17 protein-coding genes and 4 tRNA genes are annotated in these 17,804 nt (G+C 46.5%); 11 read left to right on the top strand and 10 right to left on the bottom strand.

What is annotated here, in order from left to right:
• Positions 1-39: 39 nt before the first annotated feature.
• Complete coding sequence (locus ACFQ1C_RS02295; protein ID WP_379556912.1) at positions 40-906, top strand: prepilin peptidase; 867 nt, start codon at positions 40-42, stop codon at positions 904-906.
• Positions 903-1,505: a dephospho-CoA kinase gene (coaE, locus tag ACFQ1C_RS02290; RefSeq protein ID WP_379556911.1), complete on the top strand. Its 603-nt coding sequence runs from the start codon at positions 903-905 to the stop codon at positions 1,503-1,505. Before ACFQ1C_RS02295 ends, coaE begins: the two co-directional genes overlap by 4 nt.
• Before the next feature lie 64 nt (positions 1,506-1,569).
• Here coaE and ACFQ1C_RS02285 read toward each other — a convergent pair whose 3' ends face one another.
• From ACFQ1C_RS02285 to ACFQ1C_RS02255, 7 genes are all read right to left on the bottom strand, one after another.
• Entirely contained in the window at positions 1,570-2,751 is a 1,182-nt protein-coding gene (locus tag ACFQ1C_RS02285) for a hypothetical protein (protein WP_379556910.1), read from the bottom strand.
• 10 nt (positions 2,752-2,761) lie between these two features.
• Complete coding sequence (locus ACFQ1C_RS02280; protein WP_379556909.1) at positions 2,762-4,219, bottom strand: DUF6844 domain-containing protein; 1,458 nt, start codon at positions 4,217-4,219, stop codon at positions 2,762-2,764.
• Positions 4,220-4,268: 49 nt separating this feature from the next.
• Positions 4,269-4,880 (bottom strand): penicillin-binding protein activator LpoB, encoded by a 612-nt coding sequence (gene lpoB / locus ACFQ1C_RS02275; RefSeq protein WP_379556908.1) that lies wholly within the window; start codon positions 4,878-4,880, stop codon positions 4,269-4,271.
• Between the two features lie 14 nt (positions 4,881-4,894).
• On the bottom strand, positions 4,895-6,070 hold the full coding sequence (locus ACFQ1C_RS02270) for a COG3014 family protein (protein WP_379556907.1): 1,176 nt from the start codon (positions 6,068-6,070) through the stop codon (positions 4,895-4,897).
• Between the two features lie 664 nt (positions 6,071-6,734).
• Positions 6,735-8,060 (bottom strand): M18 family aminopeptidase, encoded by a 1,326-nt coding sequence (locus ACFQ1C_RS02265; protein WP_379556906.1) that lies wholly within the window; start codon positions 8,058-8,060, stop codon positions 6,735-6,737.
• 141 nt (positions 8,061-8,201) lie between these two features.
• Entirely contained in the window at positions 8,202-8,945 is a 744-nt protein-coding gene (gene trmB, locus ACFQ1C_RS02260; protein ID WP_379556905.1) for a tRNA (guanosine(46)-N7)-methyltransferase TrmB, read from the bottom strand.
• Positions 8,946-9,254: 309 nt separating this feature from the next.
• Positions 9,255-10,433, bottom strand: coding sequence for an aminotransferase-like domain-containing protein (locus ACFQ1C_RS02255; RefSeq protein WP_379556904.1), 1,179 nt, complete (start codon positions 10,431-10,433; stop codon positions 9,255-9,257).
• 223 nt (positions 10,434-10,656) lie between these two features.
• Between ACFQ1C_RS02255 and mutY the strand changes: the two genes are divergently transcribed.
• From mutY to ACFQ1C_RS02225, 6 genes are all read left to right on the top strand, one after another.
• Positions 10,657-11,715: an A/G-specific adenine glycosylase gene (gene mutY / locus ACFQ1C_RS02250; protein WP_379556903.1), complete on the top strand. Its 1,059-nt coding sequence runs from the start codon at positions 10,657-10,659 to the stop codon at positions 11,713-11,715.
• Complete coding sequence (locus ACFQ1C_RS02245; protein WP_379556902.1) at positions 11,715-11,990, top strand: oxidative damage protection protein; 276 nt, start codon at positions 11,715-11,717, stop codon at positions 11,988-11,990. The genes mutY and ACFQ1C_RS02245 overlap by 1 nt, the downstream gene beginning before the upstream one ends.
• A gap of 95 nt (positions 11,991-12,085) precedes the next feature.
• Positions 12,086-12,161, top strand: a tRNA-Phe gene (locus ACFQ1C_RS02240).
• Between the two features lie 83 nt (positions 12,162-12,244).
• Positions 12,245-12,320 (top strand) — tRNA-Phe (locus ACFQ1C_RS02235).
• Positions 12,321-12,372: 52 nt separating this feature from the next.
• Positions 12,373-12,448, top strand: a tRNA-Phe gene (locus tag ACFQ1C_RS02230).
• A 21-nt stretch (positions 12,449-12,469) separates the two neighbouring features.
• Positions 12,470-12,545 (top strand) — tRNA-Thr (locus ACFQ1C_RS02225).
• 492 nt (positions 12,546-13,037) lie between these two features.
• Here ACFQ1C_RS02225 and ACFQ1C_RS02220 read toward each other — a convergent pair.
• Complete coding sequence (locus ACFQ1C_RS02220; RefSeq protein WP_379556901.1) at positions 13,038-13,649, bottom strand: type VI secretion system-associated protein TagO; 612 nt, start codon at positions 13,647-13,649, stop codon at positions 13,038-13,040.
• 194 nt (positions 13,650-13,843) lie between these two features.
• On the opposite strand from ACFQ1C_RS02220, the gene ACFQ1C_RS02215 reads away from it, so the two are divergent.
• Positions 13,844-14,827 carry a hypothetical protein gene (locus ACFQ1C_RS02215; RefSeq protein ID WP_379556900.1) on the top strand — a complete coding sequence of 328 codons (984 nt, stop codon included), beginning with the start codon at positions 13,844-13,846 and terminating at the stop codon, positions 14,825-14,827.
• A gap of 3 nt (positions 14,828-14,830) precedes the next feature.
• Here ACFQ1C_RS02215 and ACFQ1C_RS02210 read toward each other — a convergent pair whose 3' ends face one another.
• Positions 14,831-15,139, bottom strand: coding sequence for a putative quinol monooxygenase (locus tag ACFQ1C_RS02210; RefSeq protein WP_379556899.1), 309 nt, complete (start codon positions 15,137-15,139; stop codon positions 14,831-14,833).
• Between the two features lie 401 nt (positions 15,140-15,540).
• On the opposite strand from ACFQ1C_RS02210, the gene ACFQ1C_RS02205 reads away from it, so the two are divergent.
• The gene (locus ACFQ1C_RS02205) at positions 15,541-15,750 is read left to right on the top strand and encodes a cold-shock protein (RefSeq protein WP_086964892.1); all 210 of its coding nucleotides are present in this window, start codon (positions 15,541-15,543) and stop codon (positions 15,748-15,750) included.
• Between the two features lie 172 nt (positions 15,751-15,922).
• Here ACFQ1C_RS02205 and ACFQ1C_RS02200 read toward each other — a convergent pair whose 3' ends face one another.
• The gene (locus ACFQ1C_RS02200) at positions 15,923-17,095 is read right to left on the bottom strand and encodes an MFS transporter (protein ID WP_379556898.1); all 1,173 of its coding nucleotides are present in this window, start codon (positions 17,093-17,095) and stop codon (positions 15,923-15,925) included.
• Positions 17,096-17,211: 116 nt separating this feature from the next.
• On the opposite strand from ACFQ1C_RS02200, the gene hfq reads away from it, so the two are divergent.
• The gene (gene hfq, locus ACFQ1C_RS02195; protein WP_379556897.1) at positions 17,212-17,592 is read left to right on the top strand and encodes an RNA chaperone Hfq; all 381 of its coding nucleotides are present in this window, start codon (positions 17,212-17,214) and stop codon (positions 17,590-17,592) included.
• Positions 17,593-17,804 lie beyond the last annotated feature (212 nt).

Raw genomic sequence — 17,804 nt, 5'->3', positions numbered from 1 at the left:
ACTTTGCTCACTTACCGACTCTATTCACAAGGAGCTTAAATGGCTGCGTTAAGCCAATGGCTAATCACAAACGAATATTCATGGTATGTAATAGTGACGTTGCTCGGCTTGTTAGTAGGCAGCTTTTTAAACGTGGTGATCTATCGGCTACCAGTGATGTTAAAACACGGCTGGCAGCAAGAGTGCGCCGAATTTAGCGGCCAAACTATTCCTGAGCGGCCAAAATTTAACTTAAACACGCCTCGTTCACGTTGCCAAAGCTGTCAGCATCAACTCAGTGCTCTCGACAATATTCCGCTGCTTAGTTGGCTGTTACTACGTGGTCATTGCCGCTACTGTCAGGCAAGCGTGTCTAAACGTTATCCTCTTATAGAACTTGCTAGCGCGATATTGTCTGCTCTCGCAGTATGGCGCTTTGGCGCCAGTCCTCAGTTATTTGCCGCGCTTATTCTCAGCTGGTCCTTGCTGTGCATGACGATGATCGATATTGATCATCTATTATTACCCGATAACCTAACACTGCCATTAATGTGGTTAGGCCTCTTGCTCAACATCAATACACTATTTATTCCCCTGCAAGATGCGGTGATTGGCGCGGTTGTTGGTTATGGCGTGTTATGGAGCTTATATTGGCTATTTAAACTCGCCACCGGTAAAGAAGGCATGGGCTATGGTGACTTTAAATTGCTGGCTGCTCTAGGCGCTTGGTTTGGCTGGCAGGCGGTGCTACCCATATTACTCATTTCATCGTTAGTGGGTACCGTGCTTGGCTTGGCGCTAATGGCCAACCGACGCTTAAATAGCGAGCGTACCCTGCCCTTTGGCCCAGCTCTGGCACTGGCTGGCTGGGTCTATTTAATTTGGGGAAAACCGTTAATCAGCTGGTATTGGAGTGTCGCTTTATGACCTATATTGTAGGTGTAACCGGGGGCATTGGCAGTGGCAAAAGCACCATTGCTAACTTATTTGCCGAGCAAGGCATCACCATAGTAGATGCCGATATTATTGCCCGTGAGGTAGTGGCCATCGGTGAGCCGGTGCTAGATGCTATTGCTGCCTACTTTGGCCCAGAGGTGATTGCCGAAGATGGCAGTCTCAATAGAGCTGAGTTACGACAACGTATTTTTGATAGCACAGCCCACCGCCACTGGCTAGAAGCCTTACTGCACCCTCTCATTCGCGAACGTATGGTAGCCGACTGCCAGCTTGCCAGATCCGCGTATTGCTTGTTAGTGGTACCGCTATTAGTAGAAAACCACTTAACCGAGCTATGCAACCGAGTATTGGTTGTGGATGTGGCGCCAGAGCTGCAAATAGCCCGAACGGTACTACGCGACCAAACCAATGCAGATCAGGTAAAGGCGATTATGGCCAGCCAAGCCAGCCGCGAACAGCGCTTGAGCGCCGCCGACGATGTGATTGATAACAACACCAGCGACCGCAGCAAACTAAAAGAAACCATCACTCAGTTACACAACCGGTACCTAAAACTAAGCCAGCCCTAAAGATACGACCCCGCCTCAAACTACTCGAGGCGGGGTCGTATCTTATATAAGCATTGACTAAGAATTACAAAATAACGCCACCGCTGTCACCACTTTGGGTTGTTTCTTTAGCAGGTGCTCTGCTGCGGGTAGTGCGGCTCGCTTTTTTGGCCGGTGGGCTAGCAGGCCGTACTATCTGTCCCTTTTGTAGTAAGTCGCCGTCTCCTTGTATCAGCTCAGCATAGGAAATTTTGGGTTTAACCTCGGTAATGCGTACCTTACCAATGGCTGACTCATCTTGCCCCAACACTTCACCTGTATAAGGATCTACCAACTTTTCCCCTAAGCTGAACACCGTGAAATAACTACCGGTTTTTAGAGTTTTTCCGCCTTGGTTAATGATCACGCGTTTACCTTGCACACTGATCAGGCGCAATGGATAAATATTATCCATTGTTTGCTGAAAAATGCTTTTCACAGCCTGGTTGATCAAACGGTTTAAATTACCGTTGCCAGCATTCAAACTGACGCTGTCTGACCATTTAACCTGTCTGGTGGGTACCTCAATAAGCTGGTAACGCACACGTAATGAGCTGCTGGCATAATGTTTAATCTCACCAGTCAGCGCGATGTTTTCAGACCAACGGCGCGTGCCAGCCTGTTCCACTTTGCCAACTAGAATATAGTCTAGCCCTAGCACTTGCCCCATACGCGCCTTTTCACTTAACGCCGTATTATCACTTTCCCACAGTTTTTTCTCTTGTTGATACGCTTCATTTTGGCTGCGATCCAACACGGCAAACCGACGGCTTTGCGTATACAAGTCTTGTAACTCACTGCTAAAAGTTGCGCCATGTCGTCCCGTAAACGGCAACACTGCTAGCTTACGTCGACTATCAGCAGATAATCCAGCCGCCTTATAGCGAATGACATTCACATGCAGTTCAACCTTACAGCCTTCGCTATCACAGTTTTTAGACAATAAGTTATAGCTGTCCACCATGCCCTTCGCGACCATGCTACCGTCGCGCTGAGTATGAGTCATGGTTTCGCTATTACCATTTTTCTTATGCAAGTATTGTTCAACCTGCTGCGAACTTTTAATATCAATGCCGTTAACTTGGCGCACCGCTTCAATTAACGCATTTTCTACTGCTAAACTTTCAGTAACACCAAAACCGCTCACTTGTACCGGTGTGGTAGCCGCCAACGTGGGCCAAGCTGCTACAAGCAAGGGCAGCAGCAAATAGCCTATCCACTTTTTCATACATGCATCCTTAAAAGTCCGAGATATCCATCAAATCTAGGCTTGCGCCTTGATTGCTTCCCGATTGGCGATTACTTGGCTGCAGATTAAGGTCTATCGGCGTCTTGCCAGCCTTAAAAGTACGCATCGCCTGCTCTTTCTGTGGATGCCAAGCAACCACCACTCCATTAATTTCACGGCCTGAAGTGGGGTGTTTGTGGGTCCATCTTTTAGCGACGGCTAAACCAACCAGCCCTTGTACCAAAGAGCTCATTTTTGACATTTGACGCGTTTCTTTCAGTAATTTAGTGGTGGTGGCCTGTAAGCTCTCTTCACCGTCATCATTTTTAATCAATGTCTGCACTTTTTCACGCTGTGAGCCCTTGCTCACATTCGTTTTCATGCTGCCATATAAGTTATAAGCCTCAGATATATGGGCGTAAGCTTCTTGTTGAGCTTCAATAAATGCAAAGTCGCGGTTATCGTTACACTCTTCGTAATCTACTGGGTTACAGTCGTTACCCGCCATACCAAACGACACTAACATGGGATAGCCCTGCTCATCTCGCAGCATCTTAACGCCGTATTCGTACATTAAGTTGGCTTTATTTGCGTCAAGAAAATGGTCAAGGTTAACACCAGGCTTATCGGGCTCTGGCACCACTTGCCCTTTGCTATTTTGCAGCGAAGCAAGCAGATTTTTCATTTTATTCGACGTAGACAACACCACTGCCACCGAGGTATTGTCATTATCATCAGTCACTTCGAACGTTTTGACTATCATGGCACCACTAATTTCACCGCGGGCACGCGTTTCCGTCTCTCGGCTAATTGCTTTACGCATCATGACCTTACGCTTAGACATGGGGGCGGCATCAAACTCTGTATGATCAATCCCCAACTCGGTTAGCTTAGTATTCAGCGAACCATCTACAACGGCCACCAACTTACTCATCATGGCGTTCATTTTGCTTTCGCTGCGCAATTCTTCTGGAGTAAACTCGGGTCCTTTATTAGTACGAAAAGACTCTCGCGCTACCTCGGCGCTAATATCCAAATGAAGTTCACCCATTAGCTCTTCTCGAGCCTTGGTTTGTGCCTGTAGGTAAGCGATCGTACGAGCGTCCCCCCAGTCTGGAGCCGTCGAGGGTAAGCTAATATCGGCAACGCCATATTGTAAAAACACTTCATTATTTCGGCCTTGCTGGCGATAAGATTGACGGCGCTTACTTACATAGCTGTCTGCTTGATCAGAAACATATTGATGAGCATTTTTGATGCCAGAACCTACCGCCTTAACGATTTCAATTTCGGTTTGTGCCGGTGCCGCTACTGCATCGTCAACGGCATCAGGCTGTTCTGGTGTCACTGCAACGGTATCAGCCGTAAGGATTTTCGTAGGCTCAGGATCTGCTGCGGGTGCCTGTTGTGCTAAAGAGCACGTCGAATAAAGGCCAAAGAGAACCGCCCCATATAGGTATTTCTTCATATTATTTATCCTTAAATGTGCAAACGGGGCTTGATGAGCCCCATTATTATTACCAAGAAACGGTTCTGTTATCGCCACGCTTAATAATCGGGTATTCCCCTTCCCAATACGCTAAGCCATTTTCTAGGTTAGTCAGTGTCATCTGAAAATAATAATCCACCTGCTGGGTGCGGCGATCAACACGGTTGTTGCGCTGAAGAATTTTACCGCTCAAGCTGTAATCTGGAGCGATTACAGTGCCATTTTTCTTGACGCTACTACGCTTAACCAATGATGACTTGCTAAGCTGACGCACCTGCGCGGTCATTGAATCTTCAGCCCCACCGACACCAAAGGCGGTAGTGGTAATAAATTTCCCACTTTGCAGCAAACGCATGCGTATTTTTTTAGTGAGCTGATCGGTATCAATACGTTGGGTGGTATCGTTGATCATGGTCGATACCGCCATCACGTATCGTCCGCCTTGAGAAGCCTGCGGATGCACCAACAATGGACTGGCTATTATTTCATCAACTGCGCTACTTGCGGCAGTTTCAAAATCTTTATAATCCAGCCCCATCACTGCGGTTTGGTCTTGGCTAGGATCAACATATTGTGTGGCTGTGGTACAACCGGTTAAGGTCGCCAGTAATATCATGGCCGGTAAGATCGTCTTTTTCATTTAAGTGCTCTCTGTTATAAGTTAATTATTTCAACTGTAGGCTGTAGGTTAGGTGCCGCTGCTTTGACATACACCACATGAAAACGGCTATTAGGGTCCAGTTCGACATCTAAAGGAAGAGCCAAATCAGGGGCATTAATGATCAACTTATTGCCTGTTGGGCGCGCAACTCTAGCCAGCTGCCATTCTTTAGGCAGAGCAGACCAAGAGCGAATGTCAGCACCAGTAGAGGCCGCTTGGCCTATACCTGCCAGCGCACCCATTAGTGGATTTTGATCTTGTATTTGCTTTTGAACTATCGTTTTTAATGTTGCTCGAATAACTTCGCGACTTAAAATATAAGGAAATTCGCTTTTAAACTCAGCCTGAATCACTTTATCCATGCTGGCTAATGGACGGGTTTTTATCTTACCTATTTCCAAATACGGGTACGCTTGTGGACGTTCAACCAGCTTAGGCAGAGCTATGCCGCTGTATGTGACATTAGAAGTAACAACAAATAACGGAAGGTCTATACGAAACTCTTCTTTTTTAGCACCTAAGCCATTTTCAAAAATAACCCACACCGTTGGCTTGTGTCGTTTCATGCTGCGGCCTTTCGTCAGACTGGCCGCCATATCCATATCGACTTTAACATCGGCATTTTTTGTTAAGCCATAAACACGTTTAAAGCTGTCTCTGGCTTTACTGTAATCACTTCTATCCTGTGCTTTAAGCATAAAATAGAGTCCGTGAAGGTAAGTTGAGAATGGATTGATGTAACCGTCGTAAGCGCTCCATTGTGACAAGTCAATGCCTTGACTTTCTAACAATGGGGCTGCTTTCTCTAAACTCCGATCGATATTTTCTTGATCCACTTTTACTTGTTCTTCTGCAAGTTTTTTTTGCTGTTTAGCTATTTTATTTTGGAAATTTTCAGCCGCACGCCGTTGGCGATCTTCGGTCCGATTCCATTCTATACGGGCATTAGCATCATCCCCTTGCGCCATAAAGTTGAGGGCTTTATAGGTATTGGCCATCACACCATCAAACTGGCTTTGTTTATAGCTGGTCACACTATCATTAAGAAACATAGAGCCGGCTAGCTGCGCACCTTTAGATAAAAAGTGCTCTGTGTCTTCGTCTTTCATTTCATATTCAGCAGAATCAAATAACAGGTTAGACTTGCTGTATATTTTCTCTTGGCGCATTACAGTGGCAGCTTGCAAAGACCAGAGTAAATCTTTTGCTTGACCGGTATTTTTATCAATACTGGCTCTATCTTCGGCTAAGGCGATGGCATTAAGGTTAGTGCCACTAATGATGGCTTGCTCAAAGTCACCAAATTTGTTTTTTTGCATTACCGAAGTACAACCAGACAACAACAATATTCCGGTCAGCACCAGAAAGCTTTTTCCTGATAAATGTATCATTGATAATTACGTTCCATGTGTACAATTTATAAGCCATTAGGCTGCGACAAAAACAGTCGTAGCATGTTAAACAAAAAAAAACGTTAATTGAACCCTTTAATTGATTTAGTTAATGCAACGAAGTTATTAGGCAGATAATGAATTAACGGAAATAGCGCAAATATTGTCACCCACTATCACACTGGGTAGAACAATAAAAATATAAATTCAAGAAGTGTTAAGCCGTACGGGGAAAAGCGGTAAGGGGAAGGTATTAAGCTGCTCTGCAGAACTGGTGTGATTATATGCAAGCGCTCGCTGATGTCGAAAGAGCGAATCCTCTAAACAGGCTTGCCACAAAATAAACATAGTAAAAAGTGAAGAGTAAGTAGCTTGGCTAATTTTTCCCTTCACTCTTCACAAAGTATCGCTTGTTGGTGTTCAACTTACGGCTTACAACTGTTTATTCTCCATCCCAGGTGCTGATAAATGCTTGTAAGGCTTGGCCTAGGTACCAGGCATCTTTGGTGCCTGCGGTCTCGCGGATGGAATGCATTGACCATTGTGGAGCGCCAACATCGACCACTCTTACGCCCAGCTTGGTTGCGGCAATCGGACCAATAGTACTGCCGCAGCCCATATCTGCTCTCACCACAAAATGCTGATAAGGCACTTTAGCCATGTCACAGAAGCTGCTGAATAATGCACTGGTTTCGCTGTTAGTCGCGTAACGCTGGTTAGCATTCACCTTGATCACTGGGCCGGCATTTATTTTCGGTCCGTGGTTTTCATCATGCTTGTCGGCATAGTTGGGGTGTATGGCGTGGGCGTTATCACAAGATATCAGCATAGAGCGCGCCATCATGCGTTGGTACTTTTGCTCATCGCCACTTAAACGGCGCAATACACTTTCTAAAAACGGCCCTTCTGCACCAATAGCAGAGGAACTGCCGACCTCTTCATGATCGTTACATACCAATAAAGAAGTTGCGGCTTGCGGCTTATTAGTCGCTAACTTGTCTACTGCCAAAAGTGCATGTAAGCCGGTGTAGCAAGACAACAGGTTATCTAGACGGGCGGAACTAATAAACTCTTGCTCTAAACCCACCAAAGCCGGCGGCTGAGTGTCGTAAAAACACAAGTCATAATCCACTACTTCAGCTACCGAATGACCGGCCTTACGCAACCAAGTGGCTAGCCACTCGCGCAGCACTAAGCTCGGGCTAGCATCGTCACTGGCATCGAGTCCTAACACTGGCGGTAAGTGCAGTTGGGCATTAATTTCAGAGTTTTTATTCGCTTCGCGGTTTAGGTGGATAGCTAAAGAAGGAATAATTGCGATCGGCTTCACTACATCAAGCAGTGCAGACGTTAGCTTTCCAGACTCATTACGAAAGTGAACTTGCCCAGCTAAAGAAAGATCACGATCAAACCAAGGGTGCATTAATACGCCGCCGTAAACTTCGACCCCAAGCTGTAAATAACCTTGACGTAACAACTCAGCTTTTGGCTTCACTTTTAAGCAAGGACTGTCGGTGTGAGCGCCCATCATGCGGACACCGCTTTCGGCTACGGGCTTATCACCTAAACGAAACGCAACTAATGAGCGACCACCACGTACTATCCAATAGCCTTGGCCTGGCTGTAATTGCCATTCCTCGCTTTCGTTTAATGCTTGGTAACCCGCCTCTTCTAATTGCGCCACCATAGTCGTTACCGCATGAGCAGGACTAGGAGATGACTGTAAAAAATTGATTAAACCCTGATTAAATGCTGCTTGCTGAGTCACTTGTTTATTACCTTCTAAAACAAATCCATAAGCTGTCAGCGGTAAGCTGTCAGCGAAAGAAGAACACCATTTTTCGGCTTTTTTAGCTTAAAGCTTACCGCTCCCCGAAAGGGATTGGCTTACAGCGCCCCGAAGGGGAAACTACTTAGTCCGCGTAAAAATGAGATCCCATACGCCATGGCCTAAGCGATGACCGCGTTGTTCAAACTTGGTCAGCGGTCGGTAATCGGGCCGAGGCATATAATCACCGACCGTAGTTGCGTTGGTATAGCCCGGAGCGGCATTCATCACTTCTAGCATATGCTCGGCGTAGTTCTCCCAATCGGTTGCCATGTGAAATTCACCGCCAACCTTCAGTTTGCTGCGTAGCATTTCTACAAAAGCTGGCTGCACAATACGGCGTTTGTGATGGCGAGCTTTATGCCAAGGATCGGGGAAAAACAGCTGCACGCGGTCTAGGCTTTGCTCGGGCAACATATGCTCAAACACCTCAACGGCATCGTGACACATTACCCGCAGGTTAGTAATTTTCGCGTCGGCCGCGCCCATTAGGCAAGCACCCACACCAGGGGTGTGTACTTCAATACCTATATAGTCCAGCTGAGGCGCCACTTTCGCCATTTCAACTAACGAACCGCCCATACCAAAGCCAATTTCTAATACTCGAGGCGCCGAGCGCTTAAATTCAGCATCTAGGTCGAGTAACGCAGGCTTATACTCAATACCCATTAGTGGCCACTGCGCGGCCATAGCGTTTTCTTGACCTTTGGTTAAGCGGCCTTCACGGCGTACAAAGCTGCGAATTTTACGTTTGCGTAGCTCTTGTTCAGTTTGTTCAGCCAGCTCTGTGGGTTCGATTGGTTCGGCCTGATGTTCGTCTGTCATTTATATTCTCCGAGGGCTGATATGAGCAAATTATCCAAAATTAAGCACTAAAGGAAGCCGTAAGCTTGAAGCAGTCAGCTATAAGTGCCCCTCCTATGACGACTGGTTCAGTTCAGCCAGGCTCTTTAGATAACTTTTAATCCGTTAATTTTTCTTGAGTCTTAAAATGAAAATTCTGCATTCTTACGCCAGCGTAAGAATGCAGAATTGGCCATAAGCTCATTATAAAGTGGGCAGTCATCTGACGAACGTCAGAGTCTTGGCTTAGCCTTAACTTACAGCTTAAAGCTTATGGTTTACGGCTGTTACTTAAAGCGCTTGGCTGATTACTCGGCCTAGGCGTTTAATGCCTTCTTCTATGGTGGCTTCGTCGGCACCGGCGTAACTTAAACGGGCGGTGTTTAAAATATCGGGCCGTACATAAAACGGCTGGCCGGGTACGAAGGCTACATTTTCTTTAATAGCCGAATCAAATAACTCCATAGCGTTGATATGCTTAGGCAATTTTAGCCATAAAAACATGCCGCCTTCGGGCCGCGTAAACTCGATGCCAGGGCAATACTTAAGTAAGGCTTTTTCCATTGCCACTTTTTGACGGCCATATACAGTACGAATACGTTCAATATGTTCATCAAGATCATGGTCCTGCAAGTAACTGTGCAGCACTTGCTGTACAAAACCGTTAGTGTGCAAATCCGAGGCCTGCTTGGCAATGGTGATCTTCTGGCACAGCCAGTCAGGCATTAGCATCCAGCCCAAACGGAACGAAGGCACCACCACTTTAGAGAAAGAACCCAATAGCACTACATTATCCGGCGCCATCTTACCAATGGGTGGTAAATGCTCGCCTTCAAAACGCAGCTCACCATAAGGGTTATCTTCTATCATCAGCATATTATGCTTAACCAAGCGATCGGCTATCGCTTCGCGGTTTTCAAGGCTATAACTCAATCCCGTCGGATTTTGAAAATTAGTGACGCCATATAACACTCGGGCATGGTCGGGCTCGGCCAGCAAACGATCCAGCTCATTTAAGTCCAAGCCATCTTCATTGAGTGCCACGCCCTGAAACTGTGGCTGATAAACCGATAACGCCTGAATCGCGCCCAAGTAACCCGGTTCTTCAATTATCAACTTATCACCTTCATCAACCAACACTTTTCCAAGCAAATCAAGCGCTTGCTGTGAGCCATTGGTGATCAATATATTGTTTGGTGACACTTTCATGCCGTACTGCTTAAAATAACGGTCGGCAATGTACTCTCTTAACGGAGCAAACCCTTCGGTGGCAGAATATTGCAGCGCACTGTTGCCATTATTCTGCAGCACTTTGACACTGGCCGTGGCCAATGCTTCATTAGGAAAGAAAGCAGGATTGGGCAAACCGCCAGCAAAAGAAATCACGTCTGGGTTCATCGCGACTTTAAGAATTTCACGAATGAAGGATGGCTCTACCTTGGCAAAGCGCTGGGCAAAAAAGGGCTGCATAAAGGGTCTCTCTAAAAACGGGCTTGGCGGGCGCCAACATAACTCTTCTTTTGTATCAGAAAATAACCAAATAACAAACTACCAAGCGAAAAAGAGTGCGTTTAACGGCATCAACTTCTTATTAAAGTGAAAATATGAGCCTAACGCTTGCGCATCGGTCGATTTGCACTCACCACCACGCTGTGCTCTGATCAGCATATTCTGTTTTAATATAGTTAATATTGTGAACACAACTTCCTTTGCTCAGCGTGTACTGGGCTGGTACGAACAACATGGCCGCAAAACGTTGCCTTGGCAACAGCATAAGACACCTTATCGAGTATGGGTCTCTGAAATTATGCTGCAGCAAACCCAAGTCGGCACCGTGATCCCCTATTACGAACGCTTTATGACTCGCTTTCCTGATGTACTCAGCTTAGCTAATGCCGAACAAGATGAGGTACTGCACCTGTGGACAGGCCTCGGCTACTACGCCCGCGCACGCAATCTGCATAAAGCGGCGCAAACAATCCGAGATCATTATCAAGGCCACTTTCCCGATCAATTTGAAGAGGTATTGGGCCTACCAGGCATAGGGCGATCTACCGCCGGAGCCATACTCTCACTGTCGTTGGGGCAGCATCATGGCATTTTAGATGGCAACGTTAAGCGGGTACTGGCTCGCTGGCGGGCACAAATAGGTTGGCCAGGTAAAAAAGACGTAGAGAATACATTATGGCAAGCGGTAGAGCAGTTAACACCGCAACAAGGGGTAACTCAGTATAACCAAGCCATGATGGACTTGGGCGCTACTATTTGCACTCGTTCTAAGCCTAAATGTGAGCTTTGCCCGGTGCAAAATGACTGCCAAGCATTCGCTTTGGGCACGCCCACGGCTTTTCCGCACTCTAAGCCGAAGAAAACCGTACAGCCAGAAAAGCAGGCCTGTTTTTTATTACTTAAACAGGGCCAACAGATTTTGTTAGTACAGCGCCCGCCGCAAGGAATTTGGGGCGGCTTGTATTGTTTTCCAGAATTTAAAGACGAGCAGGAGCTAAACAACTGGCTTAAACGCTACCCTGATGCGTCTAAGCCCACCCCCCTGCCCGGCTTTCGCCATACATTTAGCCACTTTCATCTCGATATTGCCCCATGGCTGGTAGAATTACCGCAGATCCCTCACGAGATCATGGCCGGATCACAACGACTTTGGTATAACTTGGAACAACCCGCATCGGTTGGCTTAGCTGCAGCTACTACAAAGCTGCTTGCCTACCCGCAATTGCAAAAGAGGAATCACTAATGAGCCGTACTATTTTTTGCCAGCGTTTACAAAAAGAAGCTGAAGGCCTCGAATTTCAACTTTACCCGGGCGAACTCGGTAAACGCATTTACGATAATATTTCCAAAGAAGCTTGGGCCGCTTGGCAACACAAGCAAACGATGTTGATCAACGAAAAAAAGCTCAACATGATGAATTCCGAGCACAGACAACTGCTAGAGCAAGAGATGGTGGCCTATCTATTTGAAGGCGCCGAGGTAAAAGTTGACGGTTACACACCCCCAACTGCAGACTAAAGCAGCGCTTTGCTCAATGCTTGAGCGAACGCACTAGAGCGATTAATAAAGCGGTTGACTTGGTAGGGGCAATCTTATCTAATAGCGCCCCGTTAGCCCGGATAGCTCAGTCGGTAGAGCAGAGGATTGAAAATCCTCGTGTCGGCGGTTCGATTCCGTCTCCGGGCACCATATTTGAAATAAAAAAGCAGTGTGAAAGTTGATGTAATCTGCTTTGTATAAAACGTTTAAAGTATGTACGCATAGCGTGCTACGCCCGGATAGCTCAGTCGGTAGAGCAGAGGATTGAAAATCCTCGTGTCGGCGGTTCGATTCCGTCTCCGGGCACCATTTTAAGTAAGTTGAAGTAAATAGTTTTTAAGTATGCAGCAATGCATGTTTAGCCCGGATAGCTCAGTCGGTAGAGCAGAGGATTGAAAATCCTCGTGTCGGCGGTTCGATTCCGTCTCCGGGCACCATCTTTGAAGTAAACAGTTTAAGCCGGCATAGCTCAGTTGGTAGAGCAACTGACTTGTAATCAGTAGGTCCCGAGTTCGACTCTTGGTGCCGGCACCATATTTTAAGTAAAAAGTTAAGCTGAAGTCATTCAGCACAATCAAACCAGTTTCGCTTAACCGCAGACTGGTTTTTTTGTGTCCGAAATTCGATAAAAGCAGTATTTTTTCCTTCAGTAATACCAATTACATTAAACAATCGATCTATGCGGTTGCTATACCTGCCCCGAACAAAGGGATCTGCTCCACCGACCCGCTGCAAGCACATCCTTGTGACGCTCAGCACATGACATCCCTGTCATTGTGATGGTCGGTGGAGCAGATCCCTTTGTCCTCCTTGATGATGCAGATGTCGCCTGTTGGCAGTGTCTGTGGGCAACTCGGTGTACTAGGAGAGCTAACAGAGATGGCCTCCCACGACCGTGAAATGACAGGGACGTCATTTCCCGAGCCCCCATGGATGGGTTTATGGCGTGTCGTGGGAAGCGGCTGTGTTATCTCTGGCGCTCTGGCCCAATATCTGATCAGATCTTTAATGTAATCGGTATAACGCCTACCAACCACAGGCTTCTCGCAATGGTTTAATTGCTTCGTCTAACCCTGAAGTATTAAAAACGGCTGTGTATGGGCTTTGGTTAAAAGGAGTTATCTGAGCCACCATTTTGTCAGCCATAAGCATTTCTTTTAACGTGCTAATTGGCGAATCGTTAAACGATCTTTGTTTATCAGACGGCATAGACCACTTTGAGGTTTTTGCATCGTTCGCACCAATTCTAAGTGTTACCTTTGCCTCGCTGCCTAAGTATGTTTGCCAGTCTATATACATTTCTGTTTTCTTTGAGTCGCAACGTGCCATCAACATTATAGGTTTACTAAACTTAGAACCTCCCGAGTCGGCTTTTAAAGATATATTGACCGTTTTTGAGTCGTCAATCGGATTTGCTTTTTTATCAATAACCCACTTTCCAATGCTTCCCGCTTGAGCGTTCACAGCCTGCGGACCATTGAGGTTGTACGCCTTTGCAATTTGGTCATAGCACTCAAGTCGAGCTAAATCTCTCTCAATAACGACGCACTTTTCAATAGAGCTTGATGGTACTTGATCAGCCATTGCTGGCGCAGCTACGGTTAGAGCGCCTATTACTGCCAAGATTAGCTTTTTCACTACTTGACTCCCTTCGATTTAAAATTTAAGAGTATCACTTGTAATATTTTACTGCCCACAAAATGCAGGTTAGGACCTGTTGGCCTCACTCCTCACCATTTATCCCTCACTATTTACGCATCATCATCCTTACTAGTATTGGTATTTTTTATGCTAAAAACATAGTCTTGAGCAAAGTGCAAAGGGATGGCGCCATGAAAAAAATATGCTTAATGGCTTTGCTAGCAATGGCCAGTGCAGTAAACGCAGAAGAAATTGAGTCTATAGACGACAGTGATTTATCGGATTGGGCAGTAGAAAAATTAGCGCCCATGCATAATGCTTTATCTGGCTGGGTGACCGATAGCTCTCGCAGTATTGATGGTTTTTTTGGCAGTGAAGAAAGCTTGCAAGTAGGTAATGACTCTTACCTACGGCTGAGGCAAGACGTTGGCTGGACCGAAGAAGACGGCTTTGAGGCAAAAACAGGGGCCCGTTTTAGATTAGACTTGCCTACCTCCAAAAAAAGACTGCGCTTTATTATTGAAAGTGACCCCGAAGAATCAGAAGGTACCTTAGCAGAGCAGGGTTCTCATCGTCTTAGTGACGATAGGCGCGGCTTGGGCAGTACCATAATGGGGTTCACTAAGCTGGGTAAAAACGATAAGTCTGAGGCCTGGAACCTACAAGCAGGTGCCGGCGTAAAGGTGCGCTGGCCACCCGATCCTTATGTGCGCTTTACCGGTGAACGATTATGGGATTTAGCGTCACCTTGGCAGCTAGAGTCTTATAATCGTGCGTCTTGGTTTAATGAAGAGGGCTATTCCATTCGCAGTAAGTGGGATCTGGGTCGTCCGCTAGATCACAATCATCACCTGCGCTTTATCACTAACTTTCAGTGGCAAGAGGAAGTGGACACCCTAGAGTACTCCGAAAGTGTAGAAATAAATCAGTTACTAGGTAAGCGCAGTGTCATGCGCTATGCCGCAACGGTCGTGGGGCGCAGTGCATCCGACCCACGACTACATGACTACTACTTATACAGTCATTATCGGCGTAACTTGCATCGCGAGATACTGTTTGTCGATTTGATCCCAGAGCTACACTTCCCTCGGGAGCATGATTATGACCCGCAGTTTGGCGTGACTCTACGTTTAGAAATGCTGTTTACTCGTGACTTGAGCTTTCGTCGCCGCTAGACGCTAAGCAGGGTGATATAATCGCACATCGGCCTCAGCTACCAACTCTGGGGCCACCTGCTCAAAATAGTCTTTGATGTACGGTTGCGCACAATGGGTGTCAAATGCTTCTCGACTCGCCCACTGCTCAACAAACACACAGTCCCAAGGCTCACCGTTTGCTCCTTCATAAGGCACTTCTTCTGTTAGCTGATACAACAAACACCCTTCTTCTCGGTGAGTTTCACTAACTAGACTTTTTAGTGCTTGTTGCAATGCCTGTGCTTGGCCAGGACGCGCCTTAAAACGGGCAACGCAATATAAATGGGACATGTCGCTCTCACTCATTGATGTTGAAGATAAATTTAATGGCTGAAAGCCTATGCTAATACATAACTTACGCATCTGAATAGCCCATTAAATAGGGGCCTAAGCAGTCCGGCACAACTTATGTGGATTCAGGTCTTTATCGTCACCTTCGGAAATGACGGCAGAGCCACACCTGTTAAGCGGCATTACTTATACCTGTTTAAGCAACAGAAACTCACTATATTTTTAAATACCTATTGACCGCCACGCACTAACCCGTTAGAGTGCATGCAGCTCGAAAAGTATGATTGTATTTATGTTAATGTTACGAAGTTCTTGTAGTACCTCGTCCTGTATTTCATAAGTTAAATCTGTATTTTTTCAAGCACGTGTATTTATGGTAGATTTGATTACAGGATTTAGATATGTCTAATATCGTTAAAGGTAAAGTAAAATTTTTCAATGAGTCAAAAGGTTTTGGCTTCATCGAGCAAGAATCAGGCCCTGATGTATTCGTACACTTCAGCGCTATCCAGAGCCAAGGTTTCAAAACCTTAGCTGAAGGCCAGGCTGTTGAGTTCACAGTAGCTCAAGGTCAGAAAGGTCCTCAAGCTGAGAACGTTGTAGCTCTGTAAGAGACTACCTCAGCTAAAGAATCTATAAGCCGTGCCCTAGGGCGCGGCTTTTTTATGCCTAAAAATCAATGAACCGTCTTACGTTATACGCCTTACGTTCGTTTCTCGAAGGCTTAGTGCTTGTCTTTAACGGACTGCGTACGGCTTTATAGCGTAAAGCTTTGAGTTGACCTCACCACCTTCCTACTGCGCACCAAGACAAGCCTTTCAGCACTACCGCACCCAGCAAGATACATACCCCTAGGCTAAAGGCGGTTGCCACACCAAAATACACCAAGATGATGGTGAGTAGGCTAGCACTTAACATTTGTAATGCGCCAGATAACGCAGCTGCGGCTCCGGCTAAGTCTCGATAAGGTTCTAATAGTCGGCTCATAGCATTAGGAAAGGCCATACCATTACCCAGCGCTTGAATGAAAATACCGCTAATCATCCATATTGGCTGCACCGGCACACAGAGTAGCCAAATACCTGCGGTCAGTTGAATATAAGGACTGAGCCGTAATACATCTTCAGCTGCAATGCGGCGCTGAATACGATTATTAATCACGCCACCTAACAGCAGTCCCATCGCAGGAATCAAGGCCCAACTACCGTACTCCGCCGCCGTCATGCCGATTTGCTGCTGCATAATGTAGGGCATCACCGATACCGAAACCATCATCAGTGAAAACTGCCCCCACAACATGCCGCCATGCCCTAAAAAATGACGTAGACCTAGCAGTCGCCAATAATTAGCAATAATAATAGAGAGCTTAAGGGTATGCCGCTCACCTTGGTGTGTTTCTTTAAAACCTACAAACAGCAATAGCCATAACACCAGCAGATAAATAAGCATGGCTACAAATACGCTGTGCCAACCAAAATTAAAGCCAATAAAACCGCCTACCGCAGGCGCGACTATGGGCGTAAAGGCGGCAGCCATCGCCACATAAGAAAGCGCATTGCGCAATGCCGGCCCCGCAAAGCTGTCGCGTAACATGGCTCGAGATACCACAGCACCACAACCTGCCCCTAATCCCTGTAGTAGTCGCCCTAGCAGCAGCCACTCGAATGAGGCATTGGGTAACAAGCACAATCCAACCCCCATCACTGCTAGTGCCAATCCAGCAATTAACACTGGCCTGCGCCCCTTGGCGTCACTGAGTGGCCCATACAGTAACTGTATGGGCCCAAAGGCAAACAAATAGGCAGAAATAAGCCACTGCACGCGCTTAGGGTCTTCAGACAAACTTTGACTAATCGCGGGTAATACCGGTAATAGTAGCCCCACACTTAATTGCCCTATGCTCACGATAAGACAGGCCAAAATAAGAGTTTTAGTGTTAGCAGTAAATGCAGTCACGCATCATCCTTTTGTGATACCACTGTGATTATTAGATTAAAGTGAGCTTTGCTTTGACAAGTCGGGCATTCATTAAGCACAATCAAGATTGAATAATAACAAATAGGACTTCCTACATGACTGCCCAATCAGATAATCCCCAATCGCTGCAACAAGCATTTTCATTGGGTAACGGACAGGATGCCGCACTGAATTGGCTGCGCAAAAATCAGACTCACTGCGCGATCTTCCTTACCAATGGTATTAAGTTGGAAGGAATGATCAGTGCCTTTGATCAATATTGTCTTTTACTCTCTGACCCTCGCGGCCAGCAGCAGTTAATTTATAAAGCCAAAATTTCGACTATTTCTCCGGCGACTCGTCGAGCACCACGCACTGGTGTGGTCATTAGCAAACCACGCCGCCCGCGTTACGAAAGTCATCAGAGCCCACGCGAAGATCAATATCAGCGCCGTGATGAGCAATTCGATCATCCAGGCGAAGACGATCAGGATTAAACTTGCCCGTTGAGACAATAAAAAGGTCAGCTTAAGCTGACCTTTTTATTGTGTGCCGATTACGGAAAGAGATAGTAAAGGGTGACGGATAAAGGGTTGAGTGGAAGACATAAGCTCCCTCCATTAACCGCCCCGCTTTGTGATCCTTGGAGCTGGTCGCTTTTCTTGTCCTCAGTACCCTTCACTCTTCACCACTCCCCCTCACTTGCCCT

The organism is Oceanisphaera ostreae (assembly GCF_042676125.1).
GTDB classification, from domain to species: Bacteria; Pseudomonadota; Gammaproteobacteria; order Enterobacterales; family Aeromonadaceae; genus Oceanimonas; species Oceanimonas ostreae.
This window is presented reverse-complemented; position numbering and strand designations above follow the sequence as displayed.

Bases quoted from the DNA above. Each gene is read 5' to 3' on its own strand.
- ACFQ1C_RS02210 (WP_379556899.1), bottom strand. From the start codon at position 15,139: ATGTCCCATTTATATTGCGTTGCCCGTTTTAAGGCGCGTCCTGGCCAA.
- hfq (WP_379556897.1), top strand. From the start codon at position 17,212: ATGACTGCCCAATCAGATAATCCCCAATCGCTGCAACAAGCATTTTCA.
- ACFQ1C_RS02285 (WP_379556910.1), bottom strand. From the start codon at position 2,751: ATGAAAAAGTGGATAGGCTATTTGCTGCTGCCCTTGCTTGTAGCAGCT.
- ACFQ1C_RS02245 (WP_379556902.1), top strand. From the start codon at position 11,715: ATGAGCCGTACTATTTTTTGCCAGCGTTTACAAAAAGAAGCTGAAGGC.
- ACFQ1C_RS02215 (WP_379556900.1), top strand. From the start codon at position 13,844: ATGAAAAAAATATGCTTAATGGCTTTGCTAGCAATGGCCAGTGCAGTA.
- ACFQ1C_RS02255 (WP_379556904.1), bottom strand. From the start codon at position 10,433: ATGCAGCCCTTTTTTGCCCAGCGCTTTGCCAAGGTAGAGCCATCCTTC.
- coaE (WP_379556911.1), top strand. From the start codon at position 903: ATGACCTATATTGTAGGTGTAACCGGGGGCATTGGCAGTGGCAAAAGC.
- ACFQ1C_RS02295 (WP_379556912.1), top strand. From the start codon at position 40: ATGGCTGCGTTAAGCCAATGGCTAATCACAAACGAATATTCATGGTAT.
- ACFQ1C_RS02205 (WP_086964892.1), top strand. From the start codon at position 15,541: ATGTCTAATATCGTTAAAGGTAAAGTAAAATTTTTCAATGAGTCAAAA.
- trmB (WP_379556905.1), bottom strand. From the start codon at position 8,945: ATGACAGACGAACATCAGGCCGAACCAATCGAACCCACAGAGCTGGCT.
- ACFQ1C_RS02270 (WP_379556907.1), bottom strand. From the start codon at position 6,070: ATGCGCCAAGAGAAAATATACAGCAAGTCTAACCTGTTATTTGATTCT.
- ACFQ1C_RS02280 (WP_379556909.1), bottom strand. From the start codon at position 4,219: ATGAAGAAATACCTATATGGGGCGGTTCTCTTTGGCCTTTATTCGACG.
- lpoB (WP_379556908.1), bottom strand. From the start codon at position 4,880: ATGAAAAAGACGATCTTACCGGCCATGATATTACTGGCGACCTTAACC.